At 46.2% G+C, this 21875-nt stretch carries 19 protein-coding genes; 8 read left to right on the forward strand and 11 right to left on the reverse strand.

The genetic code is table 11. The annotated features are described in order from the left end of the window. Positions 1 to 80 precede the first annotated feature (80 nt). The 3 genes from FIU99_RS09665 to FIU99_RS09675 all read left to right on the forward strand — a co-directional run bounded on the left by FIU99_RS09665 (position 81) and on the right by FIU99_RS09675 (position 3438). Positions 81 to 953 carry a LysR family transcriptional regulator gene (locus FIU99_RS09665; protein WP_152472234.1) on the forward strand — a complete coding sequence of 291 codons (873 nt, stop codon included), beginning with the start codon at positions 81 to 83 and terminating at the stop codon, positions 951 to 953. A 78-nt stretch (positions 954 to 1031) separates the two neighbouring features. Then, positions 1032 to 1955 carry an AEC family transporter gene (locus tag FIU99_RS09670; RefSeq protein WP_152472235.1) on the forward strand — a complete coding sequence of 308 codons (924 nt, stop codon included), beginning with the start codon at positions 1032 to 1034 and terminating at the stop codon, positions 1953 to 1955. Positions 1956 to 2127: 172 nt separating this feature from the next. Then, on the forward strand, positions 2128 to 3438 hold the full coding sequence (locus FIU99_RS09675) for a hypothetical protein (protein ID WP_006962597.1): 1311 nt from the start codon (positions 2128 to 2130) through the stop codon (positions 3436 to 3438). Between the two features lie 42 nt (positions 3439 to 3480). Here the strand turns inward: FIU99_RS09675 and FIU99_RS09680 are convergent, their stop codons facing one another. The 6 genes from FIU99_RS09680 to FIU99_RS09710 all read right to left on the reverse strand — a co-directional run bounded on the left by FIU99_RS09680 (position 3481) and on the right by FIU99_RS09710 (position 11000). Beyond that, positions 3481 to 4212 carry a DUF3726 domain-containing protein gene (locus tag FIU99_RS09680; protein WP_152472236.1) on the reverse strand — a complete coding sequence of 244 codons (732 nt, stop codon included), beginning with the start codon at positions 4210 to 4212 and terminating at the stop codon, positions 3481 to 3483. Then, positions 4209 to 5945 (reverse strand): hypothetical protein, encoded by a 1737-nt coding sequence (locus tag FIU99_RS09685; protein ID WP_152472237.1) that lies wholly within the window; start codon positions 5943 to 5945, stop codon positions 4209 to 4211. The genes FIU99_RS09680 and FIU99_RS09685 overlap by 4 nt, the downstream gene beginning before the upstream one ends. A 359-nt stretch (positions 5946 to 6304) precedes the next feature. Continuing rightward, entirely contained in the window at positions 6305 to 7906 is a 1602-nt protein-coding gene (locus tag FIU99_RS09695) for a BCCT family transporter (protein WP_152472238.1), read from the reverse strand. 114 nt (positions 7907 to 8020) lie between these two features. Next, positions 8021 to 9010, reverse strand: a complete 990-nt coding sequence (locus FIU99_RS09700) for a membrane dipeptidase (protein ID WP_045984795.1) — start codon at positions 9008 to 9010, stop codon at positions 8021 to 8023. Positions 9011 to 9076: 66 nt separating this feature from the next. Next, positions 9077 to 10537, reverse strand: a complete 1461-nt coding sequence (locus tag FIU99_RS09705) for an aldehyde dehydrogenase family protein (RefSeq protein ID WP_006962602.1) — start codon at positions 10535 to 10537, stop codon at positions 9077 to 9079. A 64-nt stretch (positions 10538 to 10601) separates the two neighbouring features. Continuing rightward, positions 10602 to 11000 carry a RidA family protein gene (locus FIU99_RS09710; protein ID WP_006962603.1) on the reverse strand — a complete coding sequence of 133 codons (399 nt, stop codon included), beginning with the start codon at positions 10998 to 11000 and terminating at the stop codon, positions 10602 to 10604. A gap of 155 nt (positions 11001 to 11155) precedes the next feature. Here FIU99_RS09710 and FIU99_RS09715 point away from each other — a divergent pair, with 155 nt between their 5' ends. Then, entirely contained in the window at positions 11156 to 12052 is an 897-nt protein-coding gene (locus FIU99_RS09715; protein ID WP_006962604.1) for a LysR family transcriptional regulator, read from the forward strand. Positions 12053 to 12224: 172 nt separating this feature from the next. Here FIU99_RS09715 and FIU99_RS09720 read toward each other — a convergent pair whose 3' ends face one another. Continuing rightward, positions 12225 to 13319 carry a hypothetical protein gene (locus FIU99_RS09720; protein WP_006962605.1) on the reverse strand — a complete coding sequence of 365 codons (1095 nt, stop codon included), beginning with the start codon at positions 13317 to 13319 and terminating at the stop codon, positions 12225 to 12227. A 671-nt stretch (positions 13320 to 13990) separates the two neighbouring features. Between FIU99_RS09720 and FIU99_RS09725 the strand changes: the two genes are divergently transcribed. The 3 genes from FIU99_RS09725 to FIU99_RS09735 all read left to right on the forward strand — a co-directional run bounded on the left by FIU99_RS09725 (position 13991) and on the right by FIU99_RS09735 (position 16754). Further along, on the forward strand, positions 13991 to 14812 hold the full coding sequence (locus FIU99_RS09725; RefSeq protein WP_006962606.1) for a hypothetical protein: 822 nt from the start codon (positions 13991 to 13993) through the stop codon (positions 14810 to 14812). Between the two features lie 5 nt (positions 14813 to 14817). Next, entirely contained in the window at positions 14818 to 16008 is a 1191-nt protein-coding gene (locus FIU99_RS09730; RefSeq protein ID WP_006962607.1) for a YcaO-like family protein, read from the forward strand. A gap of 122 nt (positions 16009 to 16130) precedes the next feature. Beyond that, positions 16131 to 16754, forward strand: a complete 624-nt coding sequence (locus FIU99_RS09735) for a SagB/ThcOx family dehydrogenase (RefSeq protein ID WP_236612201.1) — start codon at positions 16131 to 16133, stop codon at positions 16752 to 16754. Between the two features lie 132 nt (positions 16755 to 16886). Here the strand turns inward: FIU99_RS09735 and FIU99_RS09740 are convergent, their stop codons facing one another. The 4 genes from FIU99_RS09740 to hisD all read right to left on the reverse strand — a co-directional run bounded on the left by FIU99_RS09740 (position 16887) and on the right by hisD (position 20730). Next, positions 16887 to 17609 (reverse strand): alpha/beta fold hydrolase, encoded by a 723-nt coding sequence (locus FIU99_RS09740; protein WP_006962609.1) that lies wholly within the window; start codon positions 17607 to 17609, stop codon positions 16887 to 16889. Between the two features lie 10 nt (positions 17610 to 17619). Further along, positions 17620 to 18615, reverse strand: a complete 996-nt coding sequence (locus tag FIU99_RS09745) for a cupin (protein ID WP_006962610.1) — start codon at positions 18613 to 18615, stop codon at positions 17620 to 17622. A gap of 86 nt (positions 18616 to 18701) precedes the next feature. Continuing rightward, a complete protein-coding gene (locus FIU99_RS09750) occupies positions 18702 to 19436 on the reverse strand; it encodes an SDR family NAD(P)-dependent oxidoreductase (RefSeq protein ID WP_006962611.1) in 735 nt (244 codons plus the stop codon). Position 19437: 1 nt separating this feature from the next. Further along, positions 19438 to 20730 carry a histidinol dehydrogenase gene (gene hisD, locus FIU99_RS09755; RefSeq protein ID WP_006962612.1) on the reverse strand — a complete coding sequence of 431 codons (1293 nt, stop codon included), beginning with the start codon at positions 20728 to 20730 and terminating at the stop codon, positions 19438 to 19440. Between the two features lie 289 nt (positions 20731 to 21019). On the opposite strand from hisD, the gene FIU99_RS09760 reads away from it, so the two are divergent. Beyond that, positions 21020 to 21769: an HpcH/HpaI aldolase/citrate lyase family protein gene (locus tag FIU99_RS09760; RefSeq protein WP_006962613.1), complete on the forward strand. Its 750-nt coding sequence runs from the start codon at positions 21020 to 21022 to the stop codon at positions 21767 to 21769. Positions 21770 to 21875: the final 106 nt, after the last annotated feature.

Below are 21875 nucleotides of genomic sequence, written 5' to 3' on the forward strand. Positions count from 1 at the left end.
ACTCGCAAGTTCAGACAATATCTCAGCCAGCTATGTTATTCTCAAAGTCGTTTTTGGTTAAAGTTTGGAGTACTTTATTTATGTCCATCAAAGCGTTGAAAACCTTGCGGGCGATTATTGCCCACGGCAGTTTTTCTGCAGCAGGTGACAGAATAGGTTTAACGCAGGCGGCGGTCAGTACCCAAATGAAACAACTTGAAACGGAACTTGATACCAAACTGTTTGAGAAGATCGGTCGCAATTTGGTTCTTACTCGTGATGGCGAAAAAGTCATGCAACGAGCGGAGCAAATTTTATCAATGTATGATTCTCTCGGCGACGGTTTAGGTCAAAACGGTCTCTACAGCGGCGAGCTACTGGTAGGGTCAGTATTTAGTGTTCAGGTTGGCGCACTTGGCCCTGCCCTAGCTTCAATTCGTCGCCAATATCCCAAGCTCTCGATTAAAGTATTTCGAGGTATGTCAGTCGATTTGGCTGAGCGGGTTGAGACCGGAGAATTGGACGCGGTTTTAATTACTGAACCACAACGGAAGATACCGACTGGCTTTAGCTGGACGACCATAGAGCAAGAACCTTTTTACGTTGTCGCTCATAAGGATACAGCCGAAACTTCCGATAGCGATTTACTCAAAAACCACCCATTTATAAAGCTGGACGCGCGAGCTTGGGCTGGCACAATGATTGATAACGAACTCAAACGTAGGAATTTGATCACAGATACTGTGATGGAACTGGATTCCCTCCAAGCGTCGTTGATCATGGTGCAGGAAAAACTGGGAGTTACCGTTATGGCTTTAGGGGAAGCCAGAGCAAACAAACTACGAGAAGAATACAAACTCGTTCCCTTTGGTATACCACGACTGCACCGCAACATGGGTTTGTACCAGAGAGAACATCACAGCAGAAAAGAGCTAGTTCAAGTCTTGCTCGATGAGTTGTTACCCATAAATTAATTTTACGTTTTTGTTAAAAATCCATAATTATTTTTTCGCCTTCTTTCTTTGTACTCTTGGATGAAGAAAGGAGAAAATATGTCAGCTGCTATCTCGGCCTTACTGCAGGTCATGTTCATCATATTATTGGGTTATTTGATTCGTCGCTTAATGCGTTTTAACGATTCATTCTGGGACGAATTGGCCAAGTTGACCTATTTTCTCCTCACTCCCGCTTTATTAATCTACTCGCTTGGCAACAAACCATTGGATGATCTGCCATGGTTCAGCATTGCTAGCGTCTTGGTTGTCGTCCTTCTTATCTGCAGTGTTTTACTCATCGTCTGGCAACGCTATGTGCGCTCTGTTGACCCAGCGTCTTTTACGTCAATATTTCAAGGAGGCGTGCGCTTTAATAGTTTTGTGGCGTTGGCCATCGTCTACAACTTGTTTGGGGAGTCTGGCATCGTTGCCGCCGCTATATCGATGTCAGTAATCATCATCACCGTAAACGTGCTGTGTCTTTTGGTGTTTTCTTTTTATGGTCAGGAAGTGAAAAGCTGGAAATCGATATTTATCAGCCTATCGCGCAACCCCCTTATTCTTGGTTGCGTGATTGGATTAACGGTTAATCTAAGCCCGCTGTCTCTACCCGATGAAATCAATGTAACCCTTGGTTTATTAGGCAAATGTGCACTGCCGTTAGCACTGCTTGCTATTGGCGCAGCTCTGAAAACAGACCGCAATGAATCATTCAAAGAAATGGTCGTCGTTGCTTCTGTGATGCAGCTGCTTATTAAACCGGGAATGACTTTTGTGTTCGCGCTTTCGCTTGGGCTTGAAGGCATGATACTCGCGATTGTTACCATCATGATGGCAGTTCCCACCGCCCCTTCCGCTTACATTCTTGCAAAACAGCTCGGCGGTAACAGCCACGCTATGGCATCTATCATTGCTCACCAGACTTTTCTCGCCATCTTTACACTGCCTGTAACGTTTTATATTCTCAGCACTTATGGATAAAGAGTGGTTATCCCTTGAAACTTAGTGGTCGTACCTCTAATTAGAAAGTTTCAACCAAAAGTCGAAGATCACCGAGTTCATTTTCGTTAATGTAGTTAATACATCCCCAAGCCTCGGCTATGTCTGTTCAAAGATGACCCGGTGCGTTCAACATCGTTAAGTGGAGGTTTCTATGCAAGTCAAACTACTTAAACGTCTCATCAAAGACAAAATCTTTGGTAATACTTCTAATACTGCGCGCGGTGTTCAGGTTGCACAAATGGCGGATGCTCGCATGGGCGCCATGTACATGTTAGCGAGTACAGAAATTACTAAAGTTGCCAAAATTTCGAATGCACACTTTTTTAGTGCATTTGTTGTAGGCACCGAACCCTTCACAGACTTCAAAGATGCTGCCATGGGCCTACTCAACAACACTGAGACCATGACTAAGCTCAAAAATAGCAAAGCAGCGAAAAAGATTTCGAAAGCCGCTTCAAAAGTCGCGGAAGTCACCACTTCAATGAAGAATGGTATCAAAGACCTTTTGTCTGATTTTTTCCGCACCTTGCTCAACAAAGTCAGCCATGTTTATGGTGATTTACTGCATGGTCTGGAGTGGCTAGCCGAGGTTGGGAGCTGGCTGATCAGTAAATTTGCCGGTAATTTCGCGGATCTGATTCCTGGTTGGGGGCATGTAAGAAGTGCTTCTTCTCTTTATTCAGCAGTCAAAAAGTCAGTTCTGAAATCGAAAGACCTCATTACTCAAATCTATAAAGGTCGTGGTGTCGAGCTACTGGGCGGCCACCCTAGCATTATATCCAAAGCGTTGGCTCGCCACTCTGCTACTGGCGCTCTAGGTGGCATCAAAAGTGTTGCGCTTAGCGTCGCTGGGATCGCGGGAGCCACTGCCGCCGGCATTGGTTCTATCATCAGCCTTATCGTTGCTGTTTTAGAACGTATTATCAAATTGGTCGACTTTTTTGTTCAGCGCGCTCTACTCGACAAAGTCCTCAAACGTGCCAAAAAAGAATGGCACAATCGCACCGCCAATGGCAGCTTGGTCAGTGATCACAAGATGTTTTCTGAGTGGTTTCAGAATGCGGTAGTGACTACTCCAATTGTTGCCGCACTCGTTATGGGCAGTGGTTTTGTCGGCCATCCAATGAAGTTTGCACAATTGCTTACGCCTAAGTTAGATGCTGTATCTCAGGGCGAGTATGATAAAGCCGTGGTTTACATTGATAAGCTTAAATCGCTCTCGACCAAATACGTTCAGGAGTACGTCGGCAGTTACAAAATTGATTTCTCCAGCACCGATGGCGTGGTTAACGCTCGACTTAATGAACTCAAGGAGGGTAAAGGCATACTGGATGGACACGAATTCGCAGTGAAACCCGCCGCGGTAAAACCAGCAGTCGCCTCCCGCAGTTCATTGGCGAAAAGCAATCTCTCACTCTCACAACTTGCGTCTTTACATGGCATGCCACCATTGGATGTGTGATTGAATGAAAAAGCCAAGGTCTTGACCTTGGCTTTTTCAGTATTAGACCAGCTCTCCGGCACCCTGCCTTGAACGTTCGCTATTCTCGACCAGAAATACAGTCGCGGTCTGCTTTAGTAATTCCCATTCTTCGTCTTCAACGAAAATACCCTCTCGCCATGAGGACTGCTGTGCATCGACGAGCTCCTTAGCGTCAACATACACGTTGTAGCCTTGCGAACTAGCACTGACATCAAAATCACTTACCGCTAATTCAATCGTCATCGAGTGTTCACTTTCTATCGAACCACGGCTCTCCTCTGAGAAATACAGTTCCGGTGCAACTTGGCCTCGATTTAACACGTACAATACATTTTTAGGGCTGGTGCCATTGGTCCAGCGGGCACGACACGCGATACCTTTAGCTGCCAACTTCACTAACTCGCTATACGCCAGCCAACGGTTATGGCACTGCTTAAGCTCAATAGTAATGGTTTTAGACTGGGCCATTTTCTCCAGCGCAAAATCCAACACGGCAGGTAAGTGACAAGCCACACTGCTATTGTGCAAATCCACCTCTAGGCTCTCATCAGAACGTTGTGAAATCGACACCGCGCAGTCAGAGTCTAAACCGAGAAAACGACTGGCATTATTAAAGTGACGAACACCATGCAGCCCCGCCATTTGTAAATCGGCCACCATATTGGCAATAACATCCGCTTCACCACACATACGACGTGCGCCTAAGAACGCTTTATTGACTGCTGCAACCAGCTCATTGTGTGACACGATCATAATGCGTTTCTCCCTTGAACCTTGTTCGACTGACGACTCTGGATCTCACTTTCGGTTGGCATCAAAGGGAAAATCCAATTATCGTTGTGCTGCTCTGAGTCGATTTCGTCCAGCAAAGGCGCACCTTGAAAGAAGGTCACCCGTACCCAGCGATCTGAGCGGGGATCAAATTTCGTCGCACCAAAGAAAGACAGCTTACAGCGCAGCAAATGCATAGGCAGTGCATCTTTACGTAACACGTTCATCTGAATATCGCCCATCTGGCGATGGCCCAAGGTCCAGACTCGACGCGCCACAGAGCGATATTGAGGGTGTTGTAATAGAAACTGAGCCAGTGACATCTCACTCGGCTGCTGAGAGGCTGCGGTAAACAGGCGGTTGACCTGACGACCAATATCGAGCGGCAGCTCTCGGTCTTCACCGGATTCCTCCCCACGAACCCCAAGTCTCGGTTCTTCTTTATCCTGAGAGCGATACCAGAACCAATAGTTGTTTTCTGCCAGCGAGTAATCGGCGTCAATCGCCCAGCGATACTTATCGTTTAACACACTAAGCAAATCACCAACGCTTTTGCCGGTAGCAACAGACAACGTTTCGTCGGTGTTCATTTGCTCTTCAAAACGGTTAACCAGTTCTGGGTAAAGCTCAATCAAACAAGAAGTGACAATCTCTTGAGTTTCCAAACTGTAGGTCGTCAAACCCTCCATCACACTCTGCCAGTTGGGCTGCTGTGAAGTGATGTTCGCCAGATCTTTATGAATAAGAGTCAGCTCAGCAATCGCCTGTTGATTCAACGTATCCTGATGCGGATTGATGGTCACTACCTGATCTAAATGTTTGATGGCTTTATTCAATAGCTGACTCAAAGGTTCAAGCATCTCCGAATCGCATGGGCTTGCTAGAACCTGCGCTAAAGCACTTTCACGCGCCGTCATCCATTGATCAACGATACATGGGTGATTAATCAAATAAGGCGCCATACCCAACCCGGTGGCATTGCCGACGCCAAGATAGCGTTGCAGTCCTCGGTCTAGCTCAACTGCATTATTGCCACCTTGCTGACGTGCAAGGTAATGCACCCAATCGAGACTGAACTCGCGCAGCAGGTACACAGCACACATCTGCGCACTGAAGGACAGACTGAAGTCCGGATTGTTCTCCAGGAGCTTGAAGTCCGCAATCCCAAACTTACCGTTGCCATACACGGCTGTTGTTCTGAGGATATAACCCACCTGTGCCAGCTCTTCGCCTTGTGGTTGAAGGCCTTTAGCCAGCGCCGAGACAATATGTTCGAACACTCGTACACTTTTGTTTGCTCTTGCCAGCACCAACACATTGTTCGGGTTGCGCCCAGCTTCCTGAAGCGGAACATTGGCACGCAACTGTTCAAGCAAACTCACATCAACATCACCGTAAACCAAGGCAAACGTGACATCCCATCTTTCCGCGATGACTCTGTCATTGCGCTCTTCGTCTGCAATCTGATCACAAAACACCACGAGATGATAAACATGGTGTGGGGTGTTAAGTCGGTAAATGACATGGCCAAACCCTTGCGGGCAAAGTTGCCAATCATGACGACTCACCTGCCATTGTTGTCTAGCCATTTTACGAATCAGACTGCGTACAAAACTGATTCGATTTTGGTGCATAGCTCCTAGCCTTTCTGGCGCCATGACCACCTCTGCATTGCGCAGCGATGTTTCAGTGTAAGTAGAACGATGTGCATCCATTTTGCTCACCACCTGTTGTTATTGTAAGAATGGTTGGAGTGTGCGGACAATTTCCGCACACTGTTCACGTTATTAGTTGTTAATAAGTAGTCACTAGGGTCTGTTGACCTTTTGCGGTTAAATTTTGTTCGAGATAAAAGCGTTTTAGTCGCGGCGAGAGGTTTGTCGCCTAGTGACCTAAGCAAAACACCTCTCAACAAAGAGTAAAACGCTTTTAGCCGAACCCTCTGGGCAGCGTTTGTGGTTCCTTTCTACTGCGTTATCGGCTTATCAGGTAGGGCAACTACATTTCAAATCCTCTGCCTTGTATAAAGAACCCACAAACTGCTGCAAAAATCAGCTCAAAAGGTCAACAGCCCCTAGTACCCTTGCGCCTTCGCCATCTTGATTGCGATTTGTGGCGCATTCCAAAGTGATGGCAGCAGTATCAATGACACCGGAACCGCAGTGATCACGATAAAAGACTGCAATGCGGAGATTCCGCCTGAACCCAGTGAAATCAGAATCAGCGCTGTCACACCCATGGCGACACCCCAGAATGTGCGAACGATGGCATTAGGCTCGGTTTCTCCACTGATCACCACGCTGATGGTGTACGTCATAGAGTCACCGGTTGTAACGATGAAGATCGTCGTCAGGATAAGGAACAGCACCGACACCACCATAGGTAACGGTAGTTGTTGAGTAACCGCCAATAGCGCACCTGGCAGGTTGAAACCTTCGAAAGCTTTACTGACACTGCCCGGCTCGGCAATTTCAAATGCCAGACCAGAACCACCAACAATAGTGAACCAAAAGCAAGTCGCCAGTGGTGCCACAATGCTAATAGTCGAGATTAACTGGCGGATACTGCGACCGCGGGAAATGCGCGCAATAAAGATTGCCATCATAGGTCCATAGCCAAGGAACCATCCCCAGAAAAAGACCGTCCACCAGCTAAGCCAGCCTTCATCCCCACGATAAGTCGCCATTGGGATGAAGTTATCGAGCATGCTGCCCACACCCTGAATGTAGCCGTTGAAGATAAAGTTCGTTGGGCCAAATAGAAGAATGTAGATCATCAGGGCGATAGCCAAAATTACGTTGTAACGGCTAAGCATCTGCATTCCACGATTCAGACCACTCAGAGCAGACAAAGTATAAAGTGCGATGGCAAACAGAATAATGATCAGCTGAGTGGTAAAGCCGTCGGGAATATCAAACAATGCGTTTAACGCGTAGCTAACCTGTAGACCTAGGAAACCAATTGGACCTATCGTCCCTGCAGCAACCGCGATGATGCAGCACGCATCAATGATCGCACCCGTATGGCCTTTTAATGCACGTTCACCAAGAACCGGATAGAGAAGAATACGAGGTTTCAGCGGCAGACCTTTATCGTAATGAAGATGCATCACCACAATAGCTGTCAGGCTGCCAACAATGGCCCATGCAAGGAATCCCCAGTGCATAAAGGATTGCGACAGTGAGTTGACGGCTAACTGTTGAGGGTTATCTTGTGGGCCATAGAGAGGCGGTGGGCTAACGTAATGGGCGATTGGCTCTGCCGCAGCCCAGAACACACCACCACCAGCGAGTAAGGTACAGAAGATGATCGCAGTCCAGCGGAAAGTATCCATTTCGGGTTTGGTTGTGCCACCGAGTATCACCTTACCTGTTCGCCCTGCAGCGAGCCCAAGGCCAATAAGAAAGGTGAGAAGCAGTAGCAACTGCCAGTATGGACCAAACACTTTCACTGACCAGCCAAATCCTGCATTGACCAGATTAGACAGCAGTTCGCCATCATAGAGCGCTAAAGCAACAAACAGAGCGATGAACCCACCGCTATACCAGAAAGCGGGATTGCTCAGCCCAAGCTTGTCAGGCGAATTTTCATTGGCACACGTATTGTGCTTAGCCTGTGATTTGTCAGATGCCATGTTCATTGCGGCAGCTTTCATGCTATTGGTTAAATCAGACATATGCTGACTCCAGAAGTTTTTCGGTAGTGGCCATCAGGCCAGCTACACGAGTGTATTCAACGACCCACCTTGTTTTAGTTGTTGTGGTGGGCTGCTCCATGTTTGGGTTAAGGTTTATGAAATAGGCTCAAGTCCTTCTTTCAGAAAGTTAAACCAGTTATCACCCAGTATTTGTCCCGCCTCGGACTCACTGAATCCATGACGAATTAATCCGTTGTAGATGTTCTCCATCCCTTTACTTCCGCTAAACCACGGCAGCGCATCCGGCCAGCCCGAATTGCTTGCAGAGCCTTCGCCATAATCCATCGCCTTAGACCAGCGCCCATTGCGCATCCACTCCAACACTTGTTGTGGTTGGTTGAGGCATAAATCGCTGCCAATACCAAGGTGTTCAACACCGAATAGCTCGGCCGTTTTCGCCACCATCTGGCAGAAGTCTTCTAGTGAACATTGGCTGCCGTTTGGCAAGTGAAATGGGTAGAGGCTGAAGCCAATCAAGCCACCACGCTCGGTCAGCGCTTTAATCACTGTGTTGGATTTGTTACGAAGCGCATCGTGAGCAAAGCTCGGGTTCGCATGGCTAATGCAAATCGGGCGGGAAGAAAGGTCAATCGCTTCCAGCGTCGAACGTTCCGCGCTGTGGGACATATCAATGATCATCCCCACTCGGTTCATTTCCGCGATGGCTTGCTTACCAAAGCGAGTAATGCCCGTATCGTTCGCCTCGTAGCATCCGGTCGCAAGCAAACTTTGGTTGTTATAGGTCAGCTGCATAATCAGCAAACCTTGGCGGCGCATCACCTCAATCAGGCCAATTTCATCGTCAATTGGCGAGCAGTTTTGCGCACCAAAGAAGATACCGACCTTGCCTTGTCGCTTAGCGGTTTCCACATCGGCCATTGAGTAGATGGGCATGATGAGATCGGAGTTTTGTTCAAAACGTAAATTCCACTCAGCAAATCGGCTCAGGGTTTCACGTGCATTTTCGTGATAAACAATGGTCGCATGTACTGCGGTGATTCCACTGGCCTTGAGAGTTTGGAAATACTCTCTGTCCCAGTTGCAGTACTGAAGTCCATCAATGATGATTCGTTGTTGGTACATAACCATTCCTCAATAATTCTTAGAACCGCTCTATGTCGGGCAGCGCAGCGGTTGCCCAATGCAGACTTAGTACGGACGTTGATATGCCGTTTTCACTACGGTGTAGAACTCTTTGGCATACTGACCCTGCTCGCGAGGACCAAAACTAGACTCTTTACGGCCACCAAATGGAACGTGGTAGTCTGTCCCTGCTGTCGGTAGGTTGACCATCACACAGCCAGTTTGCGCTTGTTGCTTGAAGATGGCACTCGTGCGCAGGCTTTGCGTCACAATCCCGCCAGTCAGACCAAAGCGAGTATCGTTGGTGACGGCAATCGCTTCATCTAAGTCAGCAACTCGAATCACGCTCGCCATTGGTGCAAAAACCTCTTCCTGGTTCACTTCCCAGCTGTTTTGCGTGTTGAGGAATAACGTTGGCGACATGTAGTAGCCATCGTGTTTGAGGTTCAAACGCTCGCCACCAAACGCTAGCTCAGCACCGCTTTGACGTGCTTTCTCAATCCACTCGAAGTTTGCCTCTAGCTGATTGCCATCGACGACAGGGCCCATAAAGATGCCTTCTTCCAACGCATGGCCTACCTTAAGTTCGCTCATGCGTTTGATCAGCGCTTCTACGTAAGCGTCATGGATCCCGTCCATCACCACTAAACGTGAAGAGGCTGTACACTTCTGACCCGCGCCGGAGAATGAACCCGCGATGGTTGCTTCAACTGCAATTTGAATGTCTGCATCATCGGCAACAACTAGGGCGTTTTTGCTGCCCATTTCAAGCTGGCACCGAACAAAGTTTGGTGCTGTTGCCGCCGCCACTTTGCGCCCTGTATCGACGGAGCCAGTAAAGCTCACACCATTCACGTCTGTTGAATTAATCAGTGTGTTACCAACTTGAGAACCGCTACCCAATACCAAGTTAAATGTGCCTGCTGGCAGCCCTTGACGATGAACAATTTCAGTCAGTGCCACGGCACTGGCTGGCGTCAAGTTGGCAGGTTTCCAAACAACGCTGTTACCAAATGCCAGCGCTGGCGCTATCTTCCAAGCAGCGGTTGCAGTCGGGAAGTTCCAAGGAGAAATAATGGCGATAACGCCTACGGCTTCGCGAGTCACTTCAACAGAGACCCCTGGACGGACGGAGGCAGCGTTATCGCCAATCTGACGCAACACTTCAGCAGCGAAATATTGGAAGAACTGGCCTGCACGGTAGATTTCACCGCGACCTTCAGCAAACGGCTTGCCTTCTTCACTCGATAGTAGCTTTCCTAGCTCATCGCAACGGGCAATCAGTTCATCACCAATCGCTTGCAGTACCGCCTGCTTGCGCTCGATGGGTGTTTTTTCCCACTCCGGTTGAGCCTGCTTAGCCGCCTGAATAGCTTGTTGAACCTGAGCTTCACTCGCCTGAGCAAAATCACCCAGATTCTCGCTGATGTCGGATGGGTTAATGTTGGCAACGGTATTGATGCCTGATTGCCATTCGCCGCCAATGTAGAGCGATTTTTCGGCCTGAACGTTGTTTAATGATGTCATGATTGCTTCCTTTGTTCTTGCTGACGGCTTTACTCGCCATCAGGCTGTTATTCGTAATAAGGGGTTACTGGTCTTGGCTCGCTGAAGCGTAAACGACAAACTCCACCAACATCTCTTCTCTTGCCAGGCCAGCAACGACCATGGCAGCGCGATTTGGGTACGGCGCGTTGAAGTACTCGGCGTAAACTTGATTAACCGTTTTGAGATATTCGCGGTCAGTCACGTAAATCAGCACTTGTAGAACAGAGTCCAGTGACTCGCCTGCGCATTCTAGGGTGTGCACCAAGTTGTTAAATGTCTGACGGGTTTGCGCTTCGATACCCCCTTCCACGACAGTACCAGTGGCATCAATCGGGATTTGCGCGGTATAGAGAGTGCCATTATTAACAATCGCCCATTCCAGAGGAGCCTTAGAGGCGAACAGTGATGTTTTGACTGGGTGTTTTTGAGTTTGAGTATTCACGTGCCCTCAACCTTTTGTAACAAAATTGTTTCGCAATAGTTAAATCTTGCACTTTGACAGACGATAAATCGAACGGTAAATTTCTTACATTCGATAAAAAAAACTTATCACCTTACTGAGACTATGGTGAATAAAGGGATGGTAAGGAGTCCGAGTTGAGCATCAAATTTCAACAATTAAAGCATTTTGTGATGGTGGTCGAAGAAGGCGGTTTTCGCGCAGCATCACATCGAGCCAACCGTTCTCAGGCCGCATTATCCACATCAATAAAAGAGCTGGAAAAGATATTGGGACAAGCATTATTCGAAGCGGGTAACAAAGCCAAGTTAACCCCATTTGGTGAAATCTGCTTGCCGAAGATCGTTCAGTTTCTCAATATCTACACAGCGCTAGACAATGATTTGCGAGCTGCTGCAGCCGGCCAGCAAGGAAGGGTAAAAATTGCCAGTGTTCCCTCTGTTGCCGCTAAACTCATTCCGAGCGTTTTAGGGGCATTCTGCGAGCAACACCCAAACGTAGAAGTCAGTTTGATCGATGACAATGCCGCAGGGGTCGAAGCGAGATTACTCTCTGGCGAGGTTGATTTAGCACTGGGAAACCCGTCTCATCTCGATGATGACAACATGACGTTCACGCCTTTATTATCGGACCCGATTGGTGTGGTGTGTTTGAGTGATAACCCGATTGCGACTAGCCGAGAAGGCATTGAGTGGCAAACATTGCTCAAGCAGCCATTTATTCGTAACGGGACCTGCACTTTGCTTGATCCGACGCCTGCCCGAGCTCTAAGTCAGCAAGCCCTCTACTCGGTAGAGAACATTACCTCGCTGTTTTCCGTATTAGAACTGGGCATCGGTGTCACAACCCTGCCGAAATTGGCCTTCCCTACCAATGAAACCAGATTGGTATGGATACCACTTATCGACCCGCCATTGGAAAGACAAATCGGTATCTTCACACTCAGCGACCGCACTATTTCTCCGCAGGCACAAGCGTTTCACGATTTATGTGTGGAGTACTTAAACTATCAGGACGATCACAGTCGGGTGTGAGCAAGATGAGCAATCTCTGATCTCTTAAATTTGCTTTTAGACAGGGTTACACACTGATACTAGACAGTTGGGAAAGTTAGATAATTACGTTGATAAGAGAAACCAATAGTTAGGTATCCCAAATAAAAGGGTACGTTTTACACGTACCCATATGAATCAATAAAGCATAGGTTTAACGACTCACGCCAGTTGGAGTGATATCTTCTGGTGTAAGATCTTCGATATAGCCATTCTCATCAACAGATAAGAAGAAGGAGTTATCGCTAAACTTGCCTGTAAGCATATAACCATCGCCACTTGGGCGCTCTAGAACACTATTGGCGTAGTCATCAAACTCATCATAAGCATAGGTTTCATCTATACCTATTACCCCATCGGTATCAAAGGTTAGCAGCCAAGAATCCCCATTTTTCATACCCGCAGCTAGAATGTTGTTTTGGCTCCCTTGCGATAAACCATTAATGATATTTCCCTCATAGTTTATCGACCAAATCATGTTGTAGTCTTCATCAAGTTTTGTAACGAAGGAATCGTGAGCTACATAAAGCTGTGATTGACTGATAATGATATCCGTAAACCCATTAGAGGCAGCGGGTTCCTCATAAACCAGCTCTGAGTAGCATTCGCCGGCAGAAAATGATGTCGCATATATAACGCCTCTTGAATCGGAATGGCCCACAGAAATAGCGATACCATCTTGATAAGCAGAACTATTTAGTGTGACACCTTCACCAACCTCAATGGTACAAGTTTGCATTTCCCCGCTAGCAGAATAATGCGCGACAAAGCCATTTCCTTCGCTCGGATATTGACCTGTAATGATCACACCATCAGCACCATCTGATTCTAAAGAACGATATTCCGCGTTCTCAGAAGTGACTCGGTCAATCTCAACCCCATCTTTACTTATCAGAAGTAACTGAGAGTCAAGGTTGTGATGCGAGGATAGTGCTAGGTAGTATATTCCGCCAGACTCGACAATATCCATACCTTGGTAATAGCTGCTTTGCTCAAATGATTTTAGCCAACTTACCTCGCCATTTTCATCGATCTTTGAGGTAAAGTCATAGATGGGATGACGTCGGTGGTTCGTATCTTGCTGCATACTCGGTAAAGGTGCACGTCCTTCACCAGTTGTCATCATAAAACCATCAGAGTCTAGGTTAGAAAACCCACCATAGGTAAGACTCAAATACTTAGACCATTGATTGTCGGCCTGCGCAGCTGTAGCAAACAGGAAGGATAAAGCCAATATAGTACGTTTCATTATTTTCCTTATGAGGTTTGTTGTCCCAAAAATATCTTTCCATAGGCATAATATTTTTATAGGGCTTATTATAAAACCTGTGATTAGTTGTTAAAAAACAAATAAGGATATTAATACTAATATCATAGGAATTACCTTTATCTAAATATACGGGTTAAAAATTAATGTTAATTACAAACATCTATATCTTTCAAAAATAATAACGTAAATAAAATAAACAAAACAAATAATAAAAATCTAATTTTAATTTACAAAAAATATAAAAACCAAATGCTCACACCTTACCAATAAAAATTGTAAATATAATTCATGCACATACTAATAACAAAAATAAATATAACACTAAAAACAAAAAAATTATTATTAACAGTGATATTTTGCATATATATCGAGTTATTAAAATCAACCCTAAGTTAATAGATTTATTTTATTGACTCCAATCCTATTAGAGTGATTTTATTCACCCGATGTTTAATCATCGCAACATAACCTTATTAATTTTTGGAGAAAAACAATGACTACTATTGAAAAACTAAATAAGAAGAAAAGAAACACAGAAGTTAAAACTAAGAAAGTAACGAAGAAAGCAGCAGGTATGTGCTGCACATGTGTTTGCTAAATATTAGTTAATATTTAATTACTTAGCTGCCCTAAGATATAAAGGCTTTATAATGAAACTCAGTCGAAACGTAAATTTTATCTCTACGAAGAATGAGGTAACTCATTTATACTATATGGGCAGCTCACTTTATTTTGAAACAGGAAGCATTTCATCTAATGAACTAAATGCTTTTATTGAAGAACTTCAAAACGTTGCTTTGGATGATATAGACATTGATTCACTATGCGACATCCGATCAGGCATGATATGTTCGCTTTACGACTATGGTCTATTTGAAGGAAATATTTGCAAGTCCCTGCAAGAACTTGAGTTAGTAGAAAACAAAATCTTAAACAAAGTCTACTTCCAGAGCTTCCTACCCGATGAAGAAGAACTTGAGACGCTACGCGCTCACAACTCCATCGAAGTACTCCCAAACTCACATAGCTTGAGCCAGTTAGATGAGAAAGCTTTACTCCTCATTGCGGTCAGTCAACATCAATATAAACACCTAGAGCATCTACATGAAACGCTTTCGACACCATGGGCGGCCATAATCTTTGACCATTTCGGTTTTAGTATTACCCCTGTATTCGGATTGAGTATGGGGCCTTGTTATAATTGCTACCGTATGCTTTTCCTATCCAACCTGTCTTCAATTGATGAACATAATAGGATCGAGCATTATTTCAGTGAGAGAAAACAAAAGTTCAAAATATCAAAAAGTACATTAAGGCAGGGAGAATCCACACTGCAATTATGGATTGAGCGTTTACTTTCAGGAAAACCTTACGGCGACTATGATCATGCAATACTGTTTGATGCTCAAAACCTTGATTTTGAAAAAGTTAGAATACCTAATATCAACACGTGTAACTTCTGCTTTGAGTGATAACTATGTTTTATCCAAACTTAAAAAGCCAAGCCTTCTTAGACAAATTAAGCAAGGTATGTTCAAACAAGTTAGGCATAATTCCCTCTGCCGAGAAACTCAAATTTGAGAACGGACTATACATAACTCGATGTCATTCAAATTCTGGTATCAGTCTACTAACCGGAAGGAAAAATGACATTGTCTCATGTGGCAATGATGCCAGTCTAAATCTGTCAGCAGTGAAAGTTGCTGCCGAATACTTTGAGCGTTATTGCTGGTATAGCCTTTCTATTTATCATGGTAAAGCCCCCAAAAGTTGGGAACAAATGATCAATGAAGGAAATTTCGCGTCGCCACTTAACGAAATCATAAATGCTTTTTCAGAAACCCAGTACTCCGAGCCTACATTTCCTCTTAAAAAATTGGGAACAGGAGAGCCTATTTATTGGTTAAAGACGACTGACCTTGATAATCAAAGCACTTATTTGCCGGCACAGATTTTCGTCCCTCAAAAACCAGAAGAAGTACCGTATTGGAGTCCTAACTCTAATGGAGTAGCTTTTCACATCGAAAAAGATGAAGCTTTTTTGAACAGTTTACTAGAACTCATAGAGCGAGACGCTTTTCTTCATGTTTGGTGGGCTAAGTTAAGTCCAGCGGTGATTTCACAAGAAGACAACCGGTTTGTTTTGGATATCACTGGACGTATTGGAGTTCCTTGTGTTGCTGTAGTGGAGATTTATCGCCAGCATATATTGATAGGTACAAGCGCGGACTTCAATAAAAACAAAGCTATAGACAAGGCCTCTTCAGAAGTTGAGCAGCTAAAAATCGTATCTGCACTTCACGATAATACAGAAAATGTTGAAGAAACTAGCGGTATAAAGTCCTTTGAAGATAGCCTCAATTATTACAAGGAAGAAAATCTCCATCTAACCCACTTTCTTACTCAAGGTGTTTCAGCTACAGAAGAAATGAGAGCAGGCATCAGCACCTTGTCTGAGCTTATCAATCGATTGAAAGAGCTAAATATACGTATCTATACCGCTGACCTTACCACTCTAGAAGTCGCCGCTATGGGGGGAATAGTACTCAAGTCGTATTCTCCGGATTTGATCTCCTTGAACCACGATGATCGGTGTCGACCACTGGCAGCGATAAAGAGAATTACAGGGTGTTGCGCAGCTGAGCGCGAGCCGCATCCATTTCTTTGACGAGAAACGCACTTATGCCCATCATTAAGCAAAAGAACAGATTTGAACGAAAACTAACGCGTAGTATTTCACAATGGTACATTGATACTTGTCTCCGAAGCCAGTTTACTAATCAGGAATCTGTGAACCGCTTCGAGGCGTTTTATGAATCTGCATCAGGCCAAATATTTGAATTGCCTGAAGCATTAACTATAGAAAACGATGCCAGCCCGCTTTTACGCCTTTTTTCAGATCGAAATAGCCATCGTTCCTACTCAGGTTCAACTCTGCAACTGAGCGAACTGTTGTTTTTCCATCGTTCAATTTTTCGTACTCGCAGCTACCCTTCAGCAGGCGGACTTTATAAGGTAACTCCTTACTATATCGTCAATCGAGTCGAAGGTTTGGAACCAGGCGCATACCACTTACCTAATCATCATGAATCAACACCATCACGCCTTTACGCACTTACTGAACATGATAAGAGTGTAGATAAAACCTACTCTTTCGATAACTTATCCGATGCTGCCTTTATCCTATTTCTCACGGCTGAGCACTCTGCTATCACTGAGAAATATGGTGATAGAGGATGGCGTTATGCTTTCTTAGAAGCAGGACATATTGGACAAAACGTAAGTCTCCTTGCAACAGAGCAGGGCTGGAAACATTGCTGTATAGGAGGTGGTATGGAGGACACATTGTGCCAATGGCTGGGAACCACTATTCAGCATCAGGCTCCCTTATACAGTGTGGCAGTAGGCCTCTAGAGCAGACCATTGCAAACATACCTAGATGAATCGGCCCAATTTGCTGATGTTCACTCAGTAACGGTAACATTTCCTCGGCAGAGCTAACTCGTATATAAAAAACAAACCCCGCCAAAATCAGCGGGGCTAGGACTAAAACCATTTTGGCTGGTTGAGTGTCAGCCAGTGGGATATACGCCGTGCTACTTCGTCTGGCCGCTCCATGCTGGAGAGATGACCGCAGTTTGGTAATACGTGCAGTGTCACATCTGGGATGTGCTTGGCCATCAGTAAGTGATTGTCGATAGGACACAGCAAATCGTCTTTGCCGGTAATGACGAGGGTTGGCACCGAGATGTCTGCCAGAAGTGGCCGAGCGTCGGGCCTTGTCGCTAAAGCATCAGCGTGAGCTTGAAAAGCTTCTAGGCCGACATTGAGCGCCATTTGTTCGATTCTCGCCGTCAGATCCAACTCGTCAACACGACTTGGATGAATCAACACCGACATCAACACCTCAGGCGTAATCTGATCAAATTCACCTCTTAACGCCCTATTAACCAGTGCATAGCGTTTCTCTGAGACTTCCGGTTTTTCATCCGCCGAGTTGGTATCCATCAGAATCAAACCGTTGACTCGCTCCGGCGCCTGACGATACACCTCAAACGCCAAAATGCCCCCCATGGATAAACCACCAAGCACAAACTCTTGTGGGGCTTTAGCCAACACATCAGCCGCTAGTTGTTCCATGGTCGGCAACGCACTCAGTGAAACGCACTCAGGCGCTATCCATTTAGGTAGCGCCTGATTCACATCTTCAAACAGTGCACCATCACACAGCAACCCGGGTAACCAGATCAAAGGCAGTGGTTGTGTCATGTTGCACTCCTTACAGTTTGGCTGGCTTATCAGAGCCGAGTACACAGTATGTGAAGCTGTTACCACGCAAGTTCGTCAGTGAGTATGAGGCACCTTCCGGTACGCTGAATACATCACCTCGGGTAAGGATCAGGCTGGCTTGTTCGCCTTGATGGGTCACAACCACTTCGGTATCACCATCAAAGTTAATCAGTACCTGCTTATCATCACGGCTATGCTGAGGAATGGAGCCACCCTCTGTGAGTTCATACGCCATGATACTGACCTCATCTTCACTTTTTACGTGGAAATCGTAATCAGCCAGCGGATGACCAGTTAGCGCATATTGTTTGACGTTTGGTGCTGAAAAGTCACTTTCAATCGGGCGGTAGTCGTTCTTTAGCGCCACGAAAGGCATCATCTGCTCAGCGGTGTAGCTATCAAACGAAGCCATCTCTTCTTTGGTCAGCAATGGCATCAGTTCAGACTCTTGTGGAACCGCATCACCGTCAATAGTATCGACCAAAGTGCCGTCCGCTTTTAAGTACAAGCCGTAACCTTGACTGTCTTTGATAACGTTAGGGTGCCAGATCACACCACCACCTGAATCATCGCCACCCAGTACCGAGTACATGAAGCCATAATCGCGGCCGACAACTTCAAAGCCACGGAAAAGGTTGGTCGGAATTGAAATCACATCGCCGTGAGAGAGCACCGCTTCATGTTCACCATCATTACCCCAGTAAAAGCGGAATTGACCTTTAAACACGACGAACAGCTCAGCAGTTCGGTGCGAATGGAGTGAATTCTTAATACCCGGCGGCTGACCTGCTGCGCCGATATTGAAGCCTGCTGTTTCGCGAATGTGAACATGCTGACGGCTGCTTTCAGCAACGCCTGCACCTATGATGCAGAAGTTGTCTTTCAGGTCACTGCCCGGAGTACGCGCATCGATAAACGCACTGGTTCCCGGTATCAGCTCCATGTAACGAACAAGATTGTCGTTAATTCGATTTTGTAGAGTCATAGATAATCCTAATTGTTCTTTCTTTTCTTGGGTCTAGCCATTGACCTTGTTAGCGCTTTGCTTTGCTGGCTCTCATACCAATGAGATCAGGAACCAAGAGGTCTGCCACCATCGACGGCAATCGTGTTGCCCGTTGAGAACGTCAGCACTTCCGCAGCGGCGTAGACTGCATTTGCCACCTCTTCATCACTGGCAAGACGTTTGAGTGGTGTCGACTGCTCCTGCTGATTGCGCCAGCTGTCATCGAGCCCTTTAACAAACTCGGTGTCCACCAGCCCCGGAGCAACTGCAAGTACGCGAATATCCGGTGAAAGCGCTCTTGCCAATGAGCGAGTCATATTCTCTGCGGCGGATTTACTCGCACAGTAAGCAATATTGCTGCCCATCGCGGTTTGCGCAGCGATGGAAGTAATGTTCACCACACAACCTTTGGCCTCACGCAGCAAAGATTCACAGGCGCGGACCATGGCAAACGGCGCGCGAACATTGACTTGGAAGATTTGGTCAAACAGCTCGTCGTTCAAACCACTCAAATCTGAATGCGCGACAAACTTTGTCATACCGGCACAATTGACCAGCAAATCCAGGTGGCCGTTAATTTCATTGACCTGACTGGCTAACGAATCTATCGCTTGCGAATCCGACACATTGAGCTGAAAAGCTAAGTGACCTTCACCAGACAACTCTGACAATACTTTGTGCGCCGACTGTTGATTGCTGTTGTACGTTAAGACAATTCGGTAGCCGGAATCGGCCAGCTTGTTACATATGGCGGCCCCTAGACCGCCACTGCCGCCTGTTACTAAGGCAAGTTTCGACATATTAAGCCTCTTCTACTTTGCCTTTGTAACGGCGTACACGAATATCCGCCTGCTCTTTGTGCCCAGCAAAACCTTCCAGTGCACACAAGCGAGAACAGTATTCGCCCACCTTCAGAGATGCCGCTTCAGTGACACGCTGATACGTACAAGTCTTGATGAATTTACCTACCCACAGACCACCGGTGTAGCGAGCCGCTTTCTTTGTCGGAAGCGTATGGTTAGTACCGATACATTTGTCACCGTAAGAAACGTTGGTCTCGCGACCTAAGAACAGCGCACCATAGTTAGACATGTTGTCGAGGAAATACTTTGGCTCTTCCGTCATCACCTGAACGTGTTCTGAGGCGATGTCATCTGCAACTTCAACCATTTCTTCATAGCTGTCACACACGATCACCTGACCGTAATCTGCCCATGCTTTGCCTGCGACTTCCGCCGTTGGCAGAATCGTCAACTGGCGCTCAATCTCTTTGATCGTTTCCTCGGCAAACGTCTCGCTGTTTGTTAGAAGAACAGCCGGAGAGTTGTAGCCATGCTCAGCCTGACCCAATAAGTCTGCTGCTGCCAGCTCTGGGTCACAGCCCTTTTCATCAGCAATAACCAGCGTTTCCGTTGGACCAGCAAACAAATCGATACCCACGCGACCAAACAATTGACGCTTGGCTTCAGCAACAAACGCGTTGCCTGGGCCAACAATCATATCTACAGGGGCAATTGTCTCAGTACCCAGTGCCATTGCGCCTACTGCCTGAACACCACCAAAACAGTAAATCTCATCAGCGCCAGCCATCGCCATCGCCGCAACGATTGCCACATTTGGCTGGCCATTAAATGGCGGAGCACAAGCGATCACTCGTTTTACGCCTGCCACTTTTGCAGTGAGTACACTCATGTGAGCAGACGCGACTAGCGGGTACTTACCGCCTGGGATATAACAACCTACGCTATTAACCGGAATATTCTTATGACCCAGAACCACACCCGGCATGGTTTCAACTTCGACATCTTTCATTGAATCACGCTGAATTTGAGCAAAGTTACGTACTTGCTCCTGAGCGAATTCAATATCGTGGCGAGTTGACTCATCTAATGCATCAACACATGCCTGAATCTGATCTGGTGTTAAACGAAACTGCTCTGGTGACCAGTTATCAAATTTTTCTGAAAGCTCGCGTACGGCGCTGTCACCTTTAGATTCAATATCAGCAAGAATGTTCTCTACTATCTGACGCACTTTCGCGTCATTTGATGCTGATGCTTCTTCAGTGATTCCGTTCTTTAAAATGCGTGCCATGCGATTTTCTCCTTGAGGGTTTAGACTGACAATTGCTTCTTTGTAATTTTGGATACGAATGCAAAATTAGATTAAACACAATATTAACAACTTTCAAGATAATCGTACGCAAGCCCAAAAAGCCATCTAATTACTTGTTTTAATAAGAATTAAAGACATAAAGAAGCGTAATAGACACGATTAATCGATGATTAAATAATCAAAAACATTATTTAGATCACATAAAATTCACTGATCATTTACATTTGTTCGTGCTAATTTTTGCATACCTTTGCAATGGAGTTTTTTCATGACTAATTTCAAATCAACGCTAACCCAGCCTTCCTTACTGGGAACATTTGTTAAAACCCCTCACCCCCACATTATCGAAGTGCTAGCACTGTCTGATTTGTCCTTCATCATTCTCGATGCCGAGCACGCTCCGTTTGACCGTCAGTCTCTCGACCTGTGTATCCTTGCTGCCCGCGCTAATCAGTTACCCTGTCTAGTTCGAGTTCAGGACAGCCAGCCCGCCACCATTCTTAATGCTTTGGATTGTGGTGCGACAGGTGTTCAGATCCCACATGTCTGCAATGCAGAACAGGCAGAGAAAATCGTTAAGATATGTCACTACGGTGAAGGGGGGCGCGGCTACGCAGGCTCCAGCCGCGCTGCAAGCTACGCAACCAAGCCTATGGTGCAACATCTGGCTGACAGTAAAGCGAATACTGTGATCGTGGCTCAGATAGAAGATCCCGAAGGCGTAGACAATGTGGAAGCCATCGCTCGCGTCGATGGTATAGATGCCCTGTTTATTGGTCAGGTCGACCTCACCGTGGCGTATGGCGCTAAAAGCGTAAACGACGATCAGGTGCGACAAGCAAGCATCAGAATTATTGAAGCCGCCAAAGCCTGTGGCAAGCCCGTCGGTATGTTCGTTGCCACAGCGCAACAAGCAAAAGACTGGAGCGAGCTTGGCGTCAACTTCTTTGGCGTGGGGTCGGAGCACAAAATGATCATCGATGGCTTCAGGCAAGAAAGAAATGTGATGAATTCCTGAGTTTTATCCGATATTTAATTGCTATCAATGCACAGCGCTAGACAGAGAAATCCCCTAACCCATACACTCTGGCAGATAAAAGGGTCAGCAAACCCACGGAAAGGAG

The sequence above is a fragment of the Vibrio sp. THAF64 genome (genome assembly GCF_009363455.1).
GTDB classification, from domain to species: domain Bacteria; phylum Pseudomonadota; class Gammaproteobacteria; order Enterobacterales; family Vibrionaceae; genus Vibrio; species Vibrio coralliilyticus.